Origin of the sequence: Pseudophaeobacter sp. TrK17 (assembly GCF_042192375.1) — a bacterium.
GTDB lineage: Bacteria > Pseudomonadota > Alphaproteobacteria > Rhodobacterales > Rhodobacteraceae > Pseudophaeobacter.
Genome location: NZ_CP071700.1, coordinates 1,708,233 through 1,723,059, shown reverse-complemented (window position 1 = coordinate 1,723,059; position 14,827 = coordinate 1,708,233). Strand labels below are relative to the sequence as shown.

General features: G+C 56.0%; 17 protein-coding genes and 1 tRNA gene. 5 read left to right on the top strand and 13 right to left on the bottom strand.

Features of this window, described 5'->3' with window-relative positions:
• Positions 1 to 20: 20 nt before the first annotated feature.
• On the bottom strand, positions 21 to 248 hold the full coding sequence (locus tag JZI28_RS08050; protein WP_375699523.1) for a hypothetical protein: 228 nt from the start codon (positions 246 to 248) through the stop codon (positions 21 to 23).
• 206 nt (positions 249 to 454) lie between these two features.
• Here JZI28_RS08050 and JZI28_RS08045 point away from each other — a divergent pair, with 206 nt between their 5' ends.
• Positions 455 to 1,072: a response regulator gene (locus JZI28_RS08045; protein WP_375699800.1), complete on the top strand. Its 618-nt coding sequence runs from the start codon at positions 455 to 457 to the stop codon at positions 1,070 to 1,072.
• Here the strand turns inward: JZI28_RS08045 and JZI28_RS08040 are convergent.
• The gene (locus JZI28_RS08040; protein ID WP_375699799.1) at positions 1,069 to 2,475 is read right to left on the bottom strand and encodes a hybrid sensor histidine kinase/response regulator; all 1,407 of its coding nucleotides are present in this window, start codon (positions 2,473 to 2,475) and stop codon (positions 1,069 to 1,071) included. The two genes, JZI28_RS08045 and JZI28_RS08040, sit on opposite strands and share 4 nt — an antisense overlap.
• 455 nt (positions 2,476 to 2,930) lie before the next feature.
• On the opposite strand from JZI28_RS08040, the gene JZI28_RS08035 reads away from it, so the two are divergent.
• The 3 genes from JZI28_RS08035 (at position 2,931) to JZI28_RS08025 (ending at position 4,345) form a co-directional block, all read left to right on the top strand.
• Positions 2,931 to 3,272, top strand: a complete 342-nt coding sequence (locus tag JZI28_RS08035) for a hypothetical protein (RefSeq protein WP_375699798.1) — start codon at positions 2,931 to 2,933, stop codon at positions 3,270 to 3,272.
• A 93-nt stretch (positions 3,273 to 3,365) separates the two neighbouring features.
• The gene (locus JZI28_RS08030) at positions 3,366 to 3,752 is read left to right on the top strand and encodes a PAN domain-containing protein (RefSeq protein ID WP_375699797.1); all 387 of its coding nucleotides are present in this window, start codon (positions 3,366 to 3,368) and stop codon (positions 3,750 to 3,752) included.
• Positions 3,753 to 3,829: 77 nt separating this feature from the next.
• Positions 3,830 to 4,345: a hypothetical protein gene (locus JZI28_RS08025; protein ID WP_375699796.1), complete on the top strand. Its 516-nt coding sequence runs from the start codon at positions 3,830 to 3,832 to the stop codon at positions 4,343 to 4,345.
• A gap of 161 nt (positions 4,346 to 4,506) precedes the next feature.
• Here the strand turns inward: JZI28_RS08025 and JZI28_RS08020 are convergent, their stop codons facing one another.
• From JZI28_RS08020 to JZI28_RS08010, 3 genes are all read right to left on the bottom strand, one after another.
• Positions 4,507 to 5,892 (bottom strand): IS1182 family transposase, encoded by a 1,386-nt coding sequence (locus JZI28_RS08020; RefSeq protein WP_375699795.1) that lies wholly within the window; start codon positions 5,890 to 5,892, stop codon positions 4,507 to 4,509.
• Between the two features lie 130 nt (positions 5,893 to 6,022).
• A complete protein-coding gene (locus JZI28_RS08015; RefSeq protein ID WP_375699794.1) occupies positions 6,023 to 6,214 on the bottom strand; it encodes a hypothetical protein in 192 nt (63 codons plus the stop codon).
• Positions 6,215 to 6,300: 86 nt separating this feature from the next.
• Positions 6,301 to 7,463, bottom strand: a protein-coding gene (locus tag JZI28_RS08010) for an IS3 family transposase (RefSeq protein ID WP_375699793.1) whose coding sequence is annotated in 2 segments (ribosomal slippage) — positions 6,301 to 7,193 and positions 7,193 to 7,463 — 1,164 coding nt in all. Because the reading frame shifts where the segments join, the coding sequence is not laid out codon by codon here.
• Positions 7,464 to 8,204: 741 nt separating this feature from the next.
• On the opposite strand from JZI28_RS08010, the gene JZI28_RS08005 reads away from it, so the two are divergent.
• Complete coding sequence (locus tag JZI28_RS08005; protein WP_375699792.1) at positions 8,205 to 8,816, top strand: lysozyme inhibitor LprI family protein; 612 nt, start codon at positions 8,205 to 8,207, stop codon at positions 8,814 to 8,816.
• Positions 8,817 to 8,893: 77 nt separating this feature from the next.
• Here JZI28_RS08005 and JZI28_RS08000 read toward each other — a convergent pair whose 3' ends face one another.
• From JZI28_RS08000 to JZI28_RS07965, 8 genes are all read right to left on the bottom strand, one after another.
• Entirely contained in the window at positions 8,894 to 9,556 is a 663-nt protein-coding gene (locus JZI28_RS08000) for a recombinase family protein (protein ID WP_375699791.1), read from the bottom strand.
• Between the two features lie 328 nt (positions 9,557 to 9,884).
• Positions 9,885 to 10,121, bottom strand: coding sequence for a hypothetical protein (locus JZI28_RS07995; protein WP_168621273.1), 237 nt, complete (start codon positions 10,119 to 10,121; stop codon positions 9,885 to 9,887).
• The gene (locus tag JZI28_RS07990) at positions 10,114 to 11,052 is read right to left on the bottom strand and encodes a hypothetical protein (RefSeq protein WP_375699790.1); all 939 of its coding nucleotides are present in this window, start codon (positions 11,050 to 11,052) and stop codon (positions 10,114 to 10,116) included. Before JZI28_RS07990 ends, JZI28_RS07995 begins: the two co-directional genes overlap by 8 nt.
• 212 nt (positions 11,053 to 11,264) lie before the next feature.
• The gene (locus JZI28_RS07985) at positions 11,265 to 11,741 is read right to left on the bottom strand and encodes a hypothetical protein (protein WP_375699789.1); all 477 of its coding nucleotides are present in this window, start codon (positions 11,739 to 11,741) and stop codon (positions 11,265 to 11,267) included.
• A 5-nt stretch (positions 11,742 to 11,746) separates the two neighbouring features.
• Positions 11,747 to 12,508, bottom strand: a complete 762-nt coding sequence (locus JZI28_RS07980) for a BRO family protein (protein ID WP_375699788.1) — start codon at positions 12,506 to 12,508, stop codon at positions 11,747 to 11,749.
• A 127-nt stretch (positions 12,509 to 12,635) separates the two neighbouring features.
• The gene (locus JZI28_RS07975) at positions 12,636 to 13,091 is read right to left on the bottom strand and encodes a Bro-N domain-containing protein (protein ID WP_375699787.1); all 456 of its coding nucleotides are present in this window, start codon (positions 13,089 to 13,091) and stop codon (positions 12,636 to 12,638) included.
• 50 nt (positions 13,092 to 13,141) lie between these two features.
• Positions 13,142 to 14,479, bottom strand: a complete 1,338-nt coding sequence (locus JZI28_RS07970; protein WP_375699786.1) for a tyrosine-type recombinase/integrase — start codon at positions 14,477 to 14,479, stop codon at positions 13,142 to 13,144.
• 92 nt (positions 14,480 to 14,571) lie between these two features.
• Positions 14,572 to 14,656 (bottom strand) — tRNA-Leu (locus JZI28_RS07965).
• Positions 14,657 to 14,827: the final 171 nt, after the last annotated feature.

The window sequence follows — 14,827 nt, the reverse complement described above, 5'->3', positions numbered from 1 at the left end:
AGGGGGGGCTGAGTTCTGGGTCATGGCGCTGACAGCCTCTTTGAATGTGCGCGCCATGACAAACCGGTCGCAAGCGCCCAAATCAGAACAATCCCCCAAAGAACCAACCCAAAAAACGTAAGGAAAACGGTCAGCAGCAGAACCACGGCGGCGCAAAGGACAAGCAACTGCAATGCACCGATGAACGGCTTGCGCATGAAAAATGTCCCAAGCCCAGGAATTATGAGATTCAAAATGATTTGGGGCATCGGTGTTCTCTGTCCTGAAATGTTCAAGGCACGCGCGGATCAGCCCCTTAGGGTTGCACCTACCAATCAATGTGCTGATTGTATCTTAGTTTGACGGTGCTAGAACTAGAACGTGTGTACTATTGACAGTGCTCTTAGGCAAAATTTGCCCAGAAGTTTTCCCCGCAGTGCCGGGGGTTTAGGGCATCAGAGATAAGGGGGTGTTAATGACCGGAACCATAATCGTCGCTGATGATCACCCTGTTTTTCGCGAAGCTTTGAGCCGTATTGTGCGCCAGGTGGTCAAGGGAAACATCGTTGAGGTGGCAGATTTCGACACTCTTTTGGGCGCGCTAGAAGGAGGTCAGGAACCTAAATTGCTGCTGTTGGATTTGGTGTTTCCCGGATTTAACGGCGCAAGCACGTTGGCCAGTCTGCGCAAACAACTTCCTCGCACGCCGATTGTCGTCGTGACGATGAACCAAGACGAACAAGTCGCAAGGTCTATTATGGCGGCGGGTGCCAATGGGTATGTGTCTAAAACGGTTTTACCAGAAGAAATGAAACGCGCCTTTGAAAGCGTTCTGGAAGGTGAGTTGGTTTATTTGGTCGAAGGGGTTCAGGAAAGCTCGGGCCTGCCGAAACCGGTTCACGATAGCTTATCACAGCGTCAATTAGAACTTATGGTCTATCTGGCGCAAGGCAAATCGAACAAAGAAATCGCCCGTGAACTTGGCATCTCCCCTCATACCGTGCGCGCGCATATGTCGGTATTGTTCGAAAAATTAGATCTCAACAGCAGATCCGCAGCTGCCGCTTATGCGGTAAAATTTGGGCTGGCCTAGATGCCTTTCATCGCAATAAGGGTCGAACGTAGCTCGCCTGGCGCTACCGGTTTTTGTAGGGTCCAGTAGCCTAATTCGGCAGCAGATGCCTCAATCTCTGGCGAAAGTGTTCCACTAATTATCAATGTCGGAACGGTCACAGTAAAGCCCTCTGCCAATTTCTGAGCAAGCTGCAAACCGCTTTGTTCGCCATTAAGATGATAGTCCATGATCAGCACATCAGGGGTAAAAGTGGGCGCAATTTCAGAGTCAGGCGGATAGGCCGTGGTTTCATAGCCCCATCGCGGCAACAGAAGCTCTAGGCTTGTAACGATGCCGTGGTTGTCATCCACAATCATGATGCTTTGCTTTTTCTCATTTGCCGAAAGCACGACAGAGGGTTCAAGCGATCGGCTCTTTTCATGGGCATAGGCGATGTCGCCGATAGCAACGCTCGTCCCAGCTCCCGGTACGGACTTTAAGTCGACTGTCAGGCCAATAATCTGCGCCGTCTTTTTGACAATCGGAAGCCCAAGCCCCCAACCTTCAACGCGGTTAGGGCCATCCGGGTTCCCGCGCTCAAAGTCGTGAAACACTCTGGATTGAAGCTCTTGAGACATGCCGATCCCTTGGTCAATCACATGCAGTTCGGCACCGTTGGCTGTGCGGCGCGCGCCGATCAAAACCGTACTGCCGCGCGCGTAATTCACCGCATTAAACACTAGGTTTTGCAAGATGGACCGCAGCAGCGCCTTGTCCGTCTTCACCCACAAAGAGGTATGCACGGCCCGGAGAATTGTGCCGTGCTCCTGTGCCTCGGGCAGGGCCTGACGGACGACCTGACTGATAATATCGTTTAGTGAAAAAGTGTCGATTTCCACTTTGATGGTGCCGGTCTCAATCGATGAAATATTTAACAGCGATTTGAATAGGCCCGACAGGCTTTCTATCGAGGAATCGATGGTATCAAGGGTGCGTTTTCCCTCAGGGCTTAGGTCTTCTTCTCTCAGGCTGGCCGACAACAAGCCAACCGCATGAATAGGCTGGCGCAAATCATGGTTCGCCTGCACCAGGAAATGCGACTTGGCCAAATTTGCTTGCGTCGCCTCTTGGGCGGCCTTTTCAAATTTACGCGCCAAATCAAGGTTTTGTTCCTTAGTCGCCAAGTAGTCAGACAGCTCTTCGCTGGTGTCATTGGCCAGACGCGCAAGCATGCCTAAGAATACGATGACCAAAATGCCCAGAAGAATATAGTCCCCGCCCAACAGAATGATCCGCAGCGCCAGAAACCCGTTGAATGGGATGATATATAGATAGGATGCGAAACGGAAAATACTAAGCGACCGCGCTGCAGAGGACATGGCGCCTGCAACGATTGCCATCTGAATGGAAAAATGCGCTGGGTTTGCGACGTCGAGGCCCAAAGCAACGAAGCCCCCCCCAACTGACACCAACTGCAGCGAACAGAGCGTGTAACTTTGTCTGCCAGATTTCCAGTTCTTCGTCCGACATTTGATCAGAGCCCACTTTGCGGGTCAATCTGTGCAAAAGATAGGGCGTGCCGATCACTTCCCATGCGCTCCATGCAACAATGAGCCAAACTGGTAGAACGTCATGCGCAAGATATGCCAGCACGGCAAAGGACAAGATATGCCCAAAGTATATCTTCGTCGGAGCGCGGGCGAACAGCTTTGCGCGATCTGCAGGGTAGTCACTGGCAGGAATAGGCATAAACGCCATGGGACCCTCCATCGGAACCCCGAGCATACAGGGACACATATCCAAGGCAACTAGTACATCTATCCTACTGAGCGTTCGGCATTTTACATGTATCTTGATCGACGAAATGCTTTGAAAGGTAGTTTTGATGAATTTAGGAATGACCAAACCCGTTCTGCTGTCGGCTGCGCTTGTCTTGGCCAGTGGCTTGGCCTCTATGGCTGTGGCCAATCATAAATCGAATGTTCCCGATTATGATTTTGCGACCATTGGCGCAAATTATCCTGGCTGGCCTTCCGAGGGAGCCTGCGCAGTGGATCGCCCGGGTCAAGGATGCCGCCAAGTCGTCGACAGTTGCGGCAAGCACGGAAATCCGATCTTTACGACACAGAGAATTTTTGAAGCGTTGAAAGCGGCGGCCAGCGAAGGTCAAGAAATCCCTGTTCATTTGATGAGCAGCACCGGTCATTTTATCAATATTCAATGCACAGTCGGGGGGTAGGTTAACTGCCCTATTTCCGCGCGGGTCGCTCATTTGAGATCACCCCTTTAGACCGCAGCAATTTACCAGACTCTTCGAAGACATAGGGGTGACATGAAAAATTATCCACAGACATTTGCCGCTTTGGTGGGTTTGGTTTGGGGCCTTGCAAAAGCCCCTAACCGCATGGCTGCTGTTGCTTTGCTTGCCGGGGTAACCTCGTTTGGGCTGTATACAGCCCCAGCGTCGGCTTGCGGCTTCGGTTCGCAGCCCAAAAGCGGCGGCTACGGCGGCTACCAATTTTACTACGGCGCGGTACATCAGATTGATCTTGATACTGGAAAAACGCTGAATGCGAACAGGGCTGTATCTGTCAGCAGCCCTGGTGAATGCGCCCAAGTCTGTGCCAATGACCCAGCGTGCTCTGGGGTGACTTTTAGCATTACGCCATCAAGACGATGCCATTTATTCGCAGGGTTTGATTTTGAAACCAATCGTTAAATGACGCTTCGCATCATCCATCTTGGCGAGACTTCAACAAGCTCTGCAACTGTTCGAAATGGGTTCCAGGGGCCATTATGTCGATGAGCAGGTTTCCTTTCTTTGCAAGCCTTTGTGCTTTGTCATGCCTGCCAATCAGTTCTGCCCAAGCGCAGTCTTGGGAAAGCAACGATTGGCGCAATCCCCAAGGGCTCCACGCGCTGTCAGTGACCGTTGTCCAGGATCAGTTCGCACTGGAAATCAGCTGCACTGAAAGCGCAGCGGAAACAAATGAGCTCAATTTGATGTTCCTTGGTACGCCGCTTCCGGAACTCATGGGAACCGATGGGCAAGAAGAAACATTGCTGGTCAGCCTCAAACAACCCGATGGCTCAACCTTTCAAATCAAATGGCCAGCCTACTACTTCGATGGCGGATCCGGCGATCAAGCTTGGCTCGGCGCGATCCAGGGCTCATCCGTCTTCATCCAAGCCTTCGCCAGCGCCCAAACTGTCGAGCTGTTGAATGAGGACCAAGCCGTAGCCTATTCGTTTCCGGCAAAAGGGACACAGGCAGCCAGCCAAATGTTCTGGTCGGTGTGCGGCATTTCTTAGGCAACCACGACAAGCGCAGTTTCATATGTAGTGTAAAAGCCCAACGTATCCCTATGTATCGCACCCGCAGCTAAGGTCCGGTTTCCGCCGATTTTGTGGAAAAACTATCGTTTGCGCGCGCAGAAGTATCCGTTCTGAATTCGGCGCAAGCGCCTTTCTTGTCAGGCTTTTCGTGTTTGCTGCGGTGCAGGAAGGATCTTGGCCAGTTTGCGGAGGTTTTGGGCGGTGGCGGCGAGGAGGAATTCGTCATTTGCGCCGCACGGCCCGCGTAATCGGAGTCGTCCCAGCCCGAGAATGCGTTTGAGGTGGGCGAAGAGCATTTCGACCTTCTTCCTGAGCTTCATCGCGATCTGGTATTCTTCGGTCTTGGCCAGATCCCTGGCGACCTGACGCGCATCTTCGTGCTCTTCGCGGGTGATCTTGCGTGCATCAGCGTCGGGGCAGCATTTTTGCTTGGACGGGCAGACCTGGCAGACTTCTTTCAAGGCGCGATAGCGGGCTGTGCCCTTGCCCGTCGGTCGCCGGTTCGGATCAGAGTAATTCCGGCGAAACTGCTTGAGCGCGTGACCCTCGGGGCAGATGTATTGATTATTCTCTGCATCCCAATCGAAATCTGTGCGTGTCCATGTCCCATCGGGGCGTCCGGCCTTGTCAATCACAGGGATGTAAGGATCGATCTTGCGCTCCACGAGCCAGCCGAGCATTGGGCCTGAACCATAGGCTGTGTCGGCGATCATCCAGTCAGGGACCAAGCCGAACTTTTCTTTCACCCGCGTCAGCATGGTTTTTGTCGATCCGACCTCGGCTTGCCGGATGGAGCGTGTGGGTTCCACATCCAAGATGACACCGTGATCCGTGTCGATGAGATAATTGTCGGAATAGCTAAAGAATGCAGGGCCTTTGCGGGCTGCTGTCCACTGACTAGCGGGATCGGAATGCGAGGTGAACTTGGGTTGGACATCGCTCGCCGCACCGAAGGCTGCCTCGTCGAGCGTGTCGAGATACTCTCGGACTGCGCGGGGTGCATCTACGGCATCGATGGACGACGCATCCCATTCTTCCTTCGGTGTTGAGTTTTGCTTGTTCGCATCGGCTTCGATCAGACTGGCATCGACTGCCATGCGCTGACCGCTGGCGAGACCTTCCTCGATACAGCGGGCGACGGTCGTCTCGAACAGGTGTCGCAGAAGTTCGCTGTCGCGAAAACGCCCATGCCGGTTCTTGGAAAACGTTGAATGATCCGGGATCCTGTCGGTCAGGTCGAGGCGGCAAAACCAGCGATACGCGAGGTTCAGATGCACCTCCTCGCAGAGCCGCCGCTCAGACCGGATGCCGAAGCAATATCCGACCAGCAACATGCGGATCAGTAGCTCAGGATCAACTGACGGGCGGCCTGTGTGACTGTAGAAATCGGCAAGATGGGCGCGGATACTGCTCAGCTCGACGAACCGGTCGATGGATCGCAGCAGGTGATCTTGTGGGACATGATCCTCCAGCGAGAACTCGTAGAACAGCGCCGGTTGCGCTTCCTGCCTCGGTCCCATCATCGCCAATCCTCCCCTCAATTACAGGAATTGAATCAGCAGTTCAGCTCTCGATCAAGGAAGAGTTTTTCAACAAAATACGCCCTTTCCACCTGGCGGGACCACTACGCCCCGCCAGCCAATGTCCCCCTTATCAGATCAAGCCGATGCGCGGCTCAAAGTTGGAGATGATCAGCTCGGTCGCCTCCGTCGCACCACCTGCGGCGACGGTATATTTCAACCGCACCTGTTCAAACTCAAACCCGGCGAACAGCGCGCGGATCTCGGGGCAGTCATTGATTGACAGGATGAACTTGCCACGGATCGCACCCAGTTGCTCCGCCATTGCCTGGAAGGCACTGCGCTCAAACAGACCTTTGCCATAGTCGCTTTTGAGCTACTCCCCAATCCTTGGACAGGATCTGGGGTGATTTAAGCTACTCTTTGCATCTGCTGATCGGGGTTGGTTGTTTCGTTTCTCTGCCAATAGATCACAGCGGGTGGTTTGCCGCCAAGGGCGGAATGAGGGCGCTTGTGGTTGTAGAACGCGATCCACTTTCTGACGCCAGCTTTGGCCTCTGATCCGGTCTCCCATGCGTGCAGATAAACGCATTCGTATTTCAGCGACCGCCACAGTCGTTCGACAAAGATATTGTCGAGGAACCGGCCTTTGCCGTCCATTGAGATGCGGATGCCGGATCGACGCAGGCGGTCGGTCCAAGCAAATGACGTGAACTGGCTGCCCTGATCCGTATTCATGATCTCGGGTGGGCCGAACTTGTGGATCGCTTCATTCAAGGCATCAACACAGAACTCGGCTTCCAGCGTGTTTGAGATACGCCACGCCAGCACCTTGCGCGTGTGCCAGTCCATGATGGCGACCAAATATAAAAACCCACGCCGCATCGGCAGGTAGGTGATGTCGGCGCAGCAAACTTGGTTGGGCCGATCCACGCGCAAGCCGCGCAACAGATAAGGGTAAATCTTGTGACCCTTCGCTGCCTTGCTGGTGTTGGGCTTCTGATAGATCGGCATGAGGCCCATCAGCCGCATCAGGCGTCTGATCCGCTTCTTATTGACGAGGTGGTCGTCATTGCGTAGGTGCCATGTCATCTGACGCACGCCGTAAAACGGCGTTTCCAGGAACTGCTTGTCGATCAGGCGCATCAGATCGAGGTTCATCTCACTTTCGCCCTTCGGCTCATAGTAGAACGAGGACCGCGAGATCGACAGCAGCGAACATTGCTTGCTGACTGACAGACCTTTTAGGTTCGGCTCAATCATCTTGCGCCTCACTTGCCGGTCCAAGGTTTGAGCTTTCTGGCCAAAAAATCGTTGGCGACGGCCAACTCCCCAATCTTGGCGTGCAGGTCTTTGACCTGCTCCTCATCGACTTCCGGTGCCTTCCGTCCGCCACGCTCAAATACGCCCGATGCGCCTTCAAGTAATGCGCGCTTCCACTGATGGATCATCGTTGGGTGCACGCCAAACCGAATGGCCAAATCGCTGACCGTCTCTTCGCCTTTCAACGCCTCCAACGCCTCCAACGCCTCCTTGGCTTTGAATTCTGGATGATGTTGCTTCCGTTTCGACATTCCTGATCTCCTTCGTGTTGAAGATCAGCAGACAACAAATAGCAGCTTACGTCAGTGTCCGAATTTCGGGGGGTAGCTCAGACCGCTACCAGACTTTGGGTTGCCTGCCCTAGTTTCTTGAGACGGTATCTAGATAACCTGCCGCGTAAGGGGCGCTTTATAATAGCCCAATCGCCTCATAAAGGCGTAGCCAAGAGAACAATCCAACAGCGGGTCATGTCAGTGCGCGAAAGAATCGGCGCTCAGGCCTTCGTTATTCATGGCTGGCGCTACACCGCTGCGGTGCATCTCGCAGAAGCTGGGGCGAGCGATAGCGAGTCCAGGCAGTGACCGGACACAAGACGCTTGAGATGGTCAAGAAATACCGGAATCAAGCAAACCAGAAGCGTCTTTCGCAATCGGCACAGGCGCGCAGGACCAAAACATGAACAGAACAGGAAACCGGGAAACAAACTGGGAAACTCGCAAACTGATAGCTTCTGCGCACAGCTCGCAAAATCCATCTTTCCCATTAAAACCAGTGTGGTGCGGGTGAAGTGCAAGCAATCGAACTTGCCGTTCATCCACTCCTTTTATTTTCAATGACTTACCGAACACATAGTTGCGAAGGTGTCCCGGAGAGTGCCCTAAATGTGTCCCATAGCGGTGATCTGAGGGCAAGCCGAAATTCCACCTGCCTGAATTGCCCCGCCCACGCCTCGCGGTTAACGTCTGCTCAAATCAATTCTCTAAGGCATCCACATGGAAATTTCGTACCTACTCACATTCTTCGGCGGCGTAGCTGCTGACATTGCCCGCAAGGTGTTCATTCCCCAGACCGAGGAATGGCTTGAAAGCATCCTCCCTCACAAACGCAAAGCCCGTAACGTCAAGCGGAATATGTTGCAGCTAGAGGTCCGGGAAAAGCTGGAGAAGATGGGGAAAGACCCCTCTCTAGCTCGCCATGTTGAAGATGACGCGGAAGAGTTTCTGCGAAGGCTCGATGAGCGCCATGAAGCCCAGCGGGAAGCTCTGGTAGAACTAGAGGCTGACCGCCTACTGCAAAATGCAACCACTCAGGTCGAGATGAACATGGCGGCTGGTGAGCGCCTTCAGGAAGCGGACGAAAACCTCGCGACCGCAATCGAACGCTTAAAGCGGAAGGGCGGTCTTTCGGAAAATGCTATCGCCGCGTTGGATAAAGCTCAGAGGGCATGGGAGGAGTTCCGGGCCGCTCAGGGCGAATTTGAGGGTCTAGCAATGGCTGAAGGCGGGAGTATGCAACCCATGGTCCATGCACTGGCTATGGCGGATATGACGGTTGACCGAACGCTGAACATAGCGGCCATGCGAAAGGGGCTGAGTGAGATGTGAGGGTGATTGAAAACAACTGATACACCCCAACGAACCCGTTCGCATGAAATATATGTCAGCACTACTGACCCTTCCCATCACACCCGCTCAAGCCGCTCTATGGTCCTCTTCACCTGTGACGCTTGCCATTCACCGCCACGGGCCGTTCGCACCCCCGCCCGGTTCAACTCCGCAGCAATCTCCCTGAGGCTCTTTCCTGCCTCCCGCAGCGGCTGAATTAGGCCAGCCACGCTCTGGGCGCGCTCGGAGGCCTTACGCTGGACCTCTTGGTTCCGCTTCAGTGTCTTGTCACGGGCACCGCCTAGCTTCACCCCACGGGCCTTGGCTTCCTTGAGTGCTGCCTTGGTCCTGATCGAGATGAACTCCCGCTCCTGCTCAGCCAATGCCGCATAGATATGAAGCTGGAACTTGTCCGCCTGCGGCATAGCAGCCACGCGGAGCTGCACCTTCCGGTCATCCAGAAGGGAAGCGATAAAGGACACTTTGCGGGACAGGCGGTCGAGCTTCGCAACAAGCAACTCAGCGCCATGCTTACGGGCCATGTCGAGGGCTTTGGTCAGCTCTGGCCTGCGGTCATCGGAGCCAGATGCAACCTCAGTAAACTCACCAACCACCTCAAAGGGCTGATCGCTGTAACCTTCGAGATACAAGCGGATGTCCCTGTCCTGAGCTTCAAGGCCCAGCCCAGACTTGCCCTGCTCATCGGTCGATACCCGGCGATAGAACACATAGCGTTTCATTCTGCCCAACTCCGTCTGCTTGATTGAGGAGATAAGAAGAAGTGTTGCAAATGTCAACGACCGTTGTGAGTGTAACAAAAGAGGGAGCCGTTGCGCCAGCTCAGGGGATAGGACAACGGGCCTGCCAGCGGGTATGTGAAGGTGCCTGCGAGCGCGCGTGAGAGAAGACCCCCTCCCCACCGGGGGAGTTTTTGCGGCCTGTTATATGATCTCTGCTGCACGAATTTTTACACAGAAATATTTGGAGGTGCCCGGTCTCCCGGATACCCCCTGCTTGTAGGGGCGACAGGCGGCGCTCTACTTCCGCCCGGTCAACCACTCCTTGATTTCATTGCTTAATGTCATGCCAGAACAGACTGGCCTGTGTAGCTTCCCGCGTTCGGGCCGCTTTCGCCTCACCTTCGCGGGCACGTTCGGCCTCAGCCTTCGCGGTCGCCTCTTCCAGCTTCTTTTGCTGCGCCCGGTATGCCGCATGTTTCGCCTGCATCTGGGCCGCTACATCAGCCGCTGAGGGCCAGCCAAAGGTGGTGACTTGGCCCTGCTGGTTTGCCTTGGGGTCAGCCATGACGCGAGACCTTCACAATCCCGCGCTGAACCGCTTCGGTCCACGGAACAACACCCATGCCGGGAATGTTGATCGAGACCACCCCACCGTCAAACACCGGCTCAAGGCCAGCGTCTAGCAGGGCCTGCGGGAAGTCCGGGGATTTCCATGCTTCGGTGGCCTCATCGGTGCCCATAGCGGTCCATGCTGCGGCGTCTGCTTGTGCTGCGAGGTCTTGGAAGGCGGCGGTGCTGCCGGTCTTCAGCATCTCGCTTACAGCCGCGTTGAAGCCTTGGCGGTTGTCTTGCCACAGCTCCTGTAGCTCCGCCTCATCCATGCCGGTGGCGGCGGTGACTTTAGCTGCGTAGGCATCGCGAACAGCGCTCAACGCCTCTGCACTCTGCCCGCCCTCAAGCATCAAGTAATCCATCGTCTTCTCGGAGAACTGGCCCTCATTCAGGTCAGCTTCGATAGAAGAGAGCGTGGAGGGAGATACGCGGGGCAGCACGTCATTGGTGAAGCTATCCGCCACGCTCTCAGGGGCCTCCACAGCGCCTTCAGGTGCAGCGTGAGAGTTCACCTGCGGGGCAGCGTTGTGGCCGCTGAGCGGGGCGCTGAGGGGCCGTGCGGGGGCAGCTTTAGCAGGGTCTGCGATGAGACCATCGCGGACAGCCTGAGCGACCTTCACGCGCATACCGCCGATCTCGACCAGATCATTCGGGCGGGGATTGCCGCCGGGGACTGGAAGGCCCGCTTCTGTGCTGAAGGTCAGACCGGTTACCGGGTCTGCGGTGGGTGCGGTGGTGTACTCAAGACCCCCGCTGCGGGTCATGCCGTGACCGCCAGTCACCTCAAGTGAACCTCCGCCAACTGTTGCGGTGAACCCCATAGGGCCAGATGCGAGGTTGCTGCCGGAGGGGTTTGCGGGGTCTACGTTGTGTCGATATTCCATGATGATGTCCATTCTTTCGGGATTTTGGGGGATAGAGCTCTGCGCTCTGGGGGAGCACCTTCAGCCGCCGTTCCGGTCAAACAGAACAACCCGATTTGTCTGAAGGATTAAGGGAACCGGAAAAGACGGAAGGGACTGCGCCTGTCGTCAGCTTCAGGTGCTCCGCCAGAGGGCAGAGAGCGGGGCCCGTAAGGCCCACGCTGGGGGATGTATTAGGCGTCGTCAGGGATGCCGTCAGGATACGCTGCGCGGGCCTTCTCGACTATGCGAGGGGTCGCCCACACGGGCAACCGCTTGCCTTCGCTCAGGTATCGGAGGGTGAGGCGGTACTTGGCATATCGCCAATCAAGCATCCACTTGCGCTCGATAGCCTGTCTACGAGCATAGGCATTGCGCCAGCGCCTGTCTTCGGCTTCATCTTCGCATTCATCGTCGAGAAGGACGCGCTGCGGGCGCTGGGCTTCGCGCTGGGCCTTGGCGGCGGAGATGATCTCGTCGGCCTCCAGTAAGCGCATGGCACGTTCGAGGGTGGCGGACGTGATGTCCTTGCGTCCTTCGTTGTATGCCTTCACGGCTTCGCGGGTCTTCTTCGCTTTCTTCGAGCATACCGGCCCACAGGTCAGCGATGAAATGGCCTTGGGGGTGAACCGGCTCTCGCAGATTGGACAGGTTCGTTCATCGAGCGTCATGCTGCTCACGCCTTGGTTTTGATGTCGTCAAACACTCCAGCGTTCATCAGCTCATTGAAGTGAATAACGCCTTCTTCGGTCAGCATAGTCTGGCCAAAGCCTGCAACAGTATCGCGGCGCTCAAAGAACTTGTCGGCATACTGGGCGCTGGGCATGTTCGTTGCCCGACCACGGGAGTAGAGATAACCCATCTGGCGGAGCACCTTGCAGAACTTGTTCGGGCGCAGGCCCACTTGCTTGGCATACTCGGTCAGTCCGACCAGATCGACACGCTCAAAGCGTTTGTCGTGGTCATCGGCCTTGGGCGTCAGGGCTTCGATCTCGGCAGCCTGCGCTGCAATCTTGCGTTCCTTCGCTTCGAGCAGCAGCTCGTGAAGACGTTCCATGTAATCCGGGGCGGTGGGGTCAAGACGTTCCTCACCGGCAACGTAGGAGCCTGTTTTGCGGATTGATGGCAGGACCGTGGAGGTGACCCACTTGCGGAAGGCTTTCGCTTCAGCTTTGCGGCTCTGGAAGATGAGGGCGTAAAGACCGCTTTCGGAGATGATGTTCGTGGATTGCGCGCCGCCAAGGCCCTTCACAGTGTGAAGCTCCTTTTCATCTCGATCCAGAGAGGCAACCGCGCGGGTAGGGTTCACAATGCCCAGCACGTCGCAAACATCCTTCGCAACAAACCACGGGGAACCGTCGCGGCTCACCACGCGGACCTGCTTGGCGTTGAAGTCGAAGGCTTGGGTTTCGGAGATGATATTTGTGATTGCGTTCATGATCGTATCTTTCGTTTGAGTTTTCATGGGTCGGTCGATCACTCGACACGAAAGAACAGTTCATCGCCTCCGCCAACGCCAGCGCACGCCCGCTACGGCAAAACGCCTCTTTATCCGGAGGTGTGGGTTATTCCCCGCGCAGCTCGCCAAACCACAACATCTTGTGTTTTCGCGCGCCGGGCATGGTGTAGGTGCCCGTCTTGCGGATGGAAGGCAGCACCTCGCGGGTCACCCAATCTTGGAACTGCTTGGCTTCCTTCTTGTCGCTGCGCATCACCAGCTTGTAGAGTCCGCTCTCGGAGATGAGGACCATTGCGCGGTTCCCCGTGCTCCCCTTGGGCAGACCAAGGGAACGAAGTTCCGCCGCTGTTTTTGTCTGCTTCTCGGAAGCGTCGAGATGGGTGAGATACTGGGTGACCCCGCGCAAGCGGACAGCTTCGCTGTTCACGAGCACCATCCCGGCGTCCTTCGCCACGAACCACGGCTCGCCGTCGATCTCGACAACCCTCAGGTCCATTCCGTTGAAACTGTAGGTGGCCACGGAGGTCCCTGAGATGAAATCAGGGTGCTCCTTATGTCCCATGGAATTTCCATGGGTCTTCCCTACCCCTCGCTAAGAGAGTTGGCCTCACATCACCCCACAGCCCTCCGCACAACCTCCGCAGCCGCCTTCAGCCAAGCCTCTTCGCTGCCATACACCCGGTCCCCAAGGTTCCCTGCCGAATGGCCCATGATACGGTGTTCAATCCGGGGGTCTGCACCAGCTTCGATGAGCTTATCCTTGAAGTTGTGGCGGAGGCTGTAGACCACATGCCGCCTATCATCCGTCACAGCCCTCACATGTTTGTTCAGGGCCGCAGAGAGCCGCTCAGCGCCTCCCTCGCGGGCATAGTGGGGGAAGAGCAGGGTTCCACCCTCTGCCAGCTTTACGGCCTCCTGCGCGGCTTCCAGAGCATCTCCTGCGAGGGGGACCAAACGGTGACTTGCCTTGGTCTTTATGCGCCTGTCTTCGTGCCATGTGACGTGGATGTGGGGTGTTTCGTGGTCGATCTTCACATCTTCCAGCCTCAGCCCAGAGATTTCGCTAGGGCGGCAGCCGGTGCCTTCCAGAAGTCGCCAGATCAACAGCAACTCAGGGCGCTTGCTACGCGATAGCCGCTCGCGCACCTGAGAGATAACTGTATCGGGCAACGGAAGGCGGGCGTTTCGTTCCACCGTAGGAGCTGCACCGCTGGTTTTGACTTCCAGCTTGCGAAAGGGATTGGCGACAGCGCCGACCAGATCGAACTCGACCAAGGCCAACTCGGTCAAAGCCCTCACCAGATCAAGCTCCCGCCGCACCGTCCCCGATGACAGGGGGTTGCCGGTGGATGTGGTTGATGACTGGAGATGATCGAGGAGCTTCCTACCGTGCTGCCTGCGAAGGTCTGCAATCGGCAGCTTGGACAGCTTACCCAACGCTTGCTCCGCCTTTCTCCTCACTCGCGCAAGCCTGTTCCTCGGACCACGCCCTTGGCTTTCGTCGATCTTCTCCCGCTCATAGAGGTCGAAGGCATCTGCGAGAGTGTATGCTGGCGGGGCTGCTTCGGGCTGGATAACGGCCTTGTAGAGCATAGGGTCGCCTTGGCGCTGGGCGATGTCCTCCGCCAGCTCCCTCCGAACCACCTCATCACCACCGTGGGCACCTTCAAGCAACCGTTGTGCTTCCTGCTGAGCTTCCTGCCAGAGGACGCGGGGAGACATGCTCTCACGTTCCTCCACAGAGCGCCTGTGCGCCGCTACAACGGCCTCAAACTCGGCCGATAGGGTTTCCCACTCGGTGACCATAGCGGGGCCTGAGCGGGCTTTGAGGGGCTTCTGGCAGAAGGTTTCTCCCCTGACCTCGGCCACGTCCTTCGGCCAACGCCTGCGGAACCTTTTCCGACCTCCGCTCAGTTCGTCGATATACTTCAGCTTCATTGTCACGGCCATGTAAGTGTCCTCGAAGTGTCCCAGAATGTGTCCCGGAACAACAACGCAAGCGCTTGATAGCCAATGAAATAAAGGGGTTCAACCTAAGTCGATGGTGCGGGTGAAGGGACTCGAACCCCCACGCCTCGCGGCGCCAGAACCTAAATCTGGTGCGTCTACCAATTCCGCCACACCCGCACGTTTCGCAAATCACTTGTTGCGTGTCGCGGTGGATAGCAAAGGTTGCATCCGGATGCGAGCGCTATTTTCATCAAAATCACAACAATGCATGAGCGCAACAATCTGGAAAAAATGCGTGTATTATGCACGCACCAAAAAGAAAGAACGCGACCTGTTCATTGATCTCCC

Excerpts from the sequence above, each read along its gene's own strand:
- JZI28_RS08050 (WP_375699523.1), bottom strand. The coding sequence starts at position 248 with ATGCCCCAAATCATTTTGAATCTCATAATTCCTGGGCTTGGGACATTT.
- JZI28_RS08045 (WP_375699800.1), top strand. The coding sequence starts at position 455 with ATGACCGGAACCATAATCGTCGCTGATGATCACCCTGTTTTTCGCGAA.
- JZI28_RS08035 (WP_375699798.1), top strand. The coding sequence starts at position 2,931 with ATGACCAAACCCGTTCTGCTGTCGGCTGCGCTTGTCTTGGCCAGTGGC.
- JZI28_RS08030 (WP_375699797.1), top strand. The coding sequence starts at position 3,366 with ATGAAAAATTATCCACAGACATTTGCCGCTTTGGTGGGTTTGGTTTGG.
- JZI28_RS08025 (WP_375699796.1), top strand. The coding sequence starts at position 3,830 with ATGTCGATGAGCAGGTTTCCTTTCTTTGCAAGCCTTTGTGCTTTGTCA.
- JZI28_RS08020 (WP_375699795.1), bottom strand. The coding sequence starts at position 5,892 with ATGATGGGACCGAGGCAGGAAGCGCAACCGGCGCTGTTCTACGAGTTC.
- JZI28_RS08015 (WP_375699794.1), bottom strand. The coding sequence starts at position 6,214 with ATGGCGGAGCAACTGGGTGCGATCCGTGGCAAGTTCATCCTGTCAATC.
- JZI28_RS08005 (WP_375699792.1), top strand. The coding sequence starts at position 8,205 with ATGGAAATTTCGTACCTACTCACATTCTTCGGCGGCGTAGCTGCTGAC.
- JZI28_RS08000 (WP_375699791.1), bottom strand. The coding sequence starts at position 9,556 with ATGAAACGCTATGTGTTCTATCGCCGGGTATCGACCGATGAGCAGGGC.
- JZI28_RS07995 (WP_168621273.1), bottom strand. The coding sequence starts at position 10,121 with ATGGCTGACCCCAAGGCAAACCAGCAGGGCCAAGTCACCACCTTTGGC.
- JZI28_RS07990 (WP_375699790.1), bottom strand. The coding sequence starts at position 11,052 with ATGGAATATCGACACAACGTAGACCCCGCAAACCCCTCCGGCAGCAAC.
- JZI28_RS07985 (WP_375699789.1), bottom strand. The coding sequence starts at position 11,741 with ATGACGCTCGATGAACGAACCTGTCCAATCTGCGAGAGCCGGTTCACC.
- JZI28_RS07980 (WP_375699788.1), bottom strand. The coding sequence starts at position 12,508 with ATGAACGCAATCACAAATATCATCTCCGAAACCCAAGCCTTCGACTTC.
- JZI28_RS07975 (WP_375699787.1), bottom strand. The coding sequence starts at position 13,091 with ATGGGACATAAGGAGCACCCTGATTTCATCTCAGGGACCTCCGTGGCC.
- JZI28_RS07970 (WP_375699786.1), bottom strand. The coding sequence starts at position 14,479 with ATGGCCGTGACAATGAAGCTGAAGTATATCGACGAACTGAGCGGAGGT.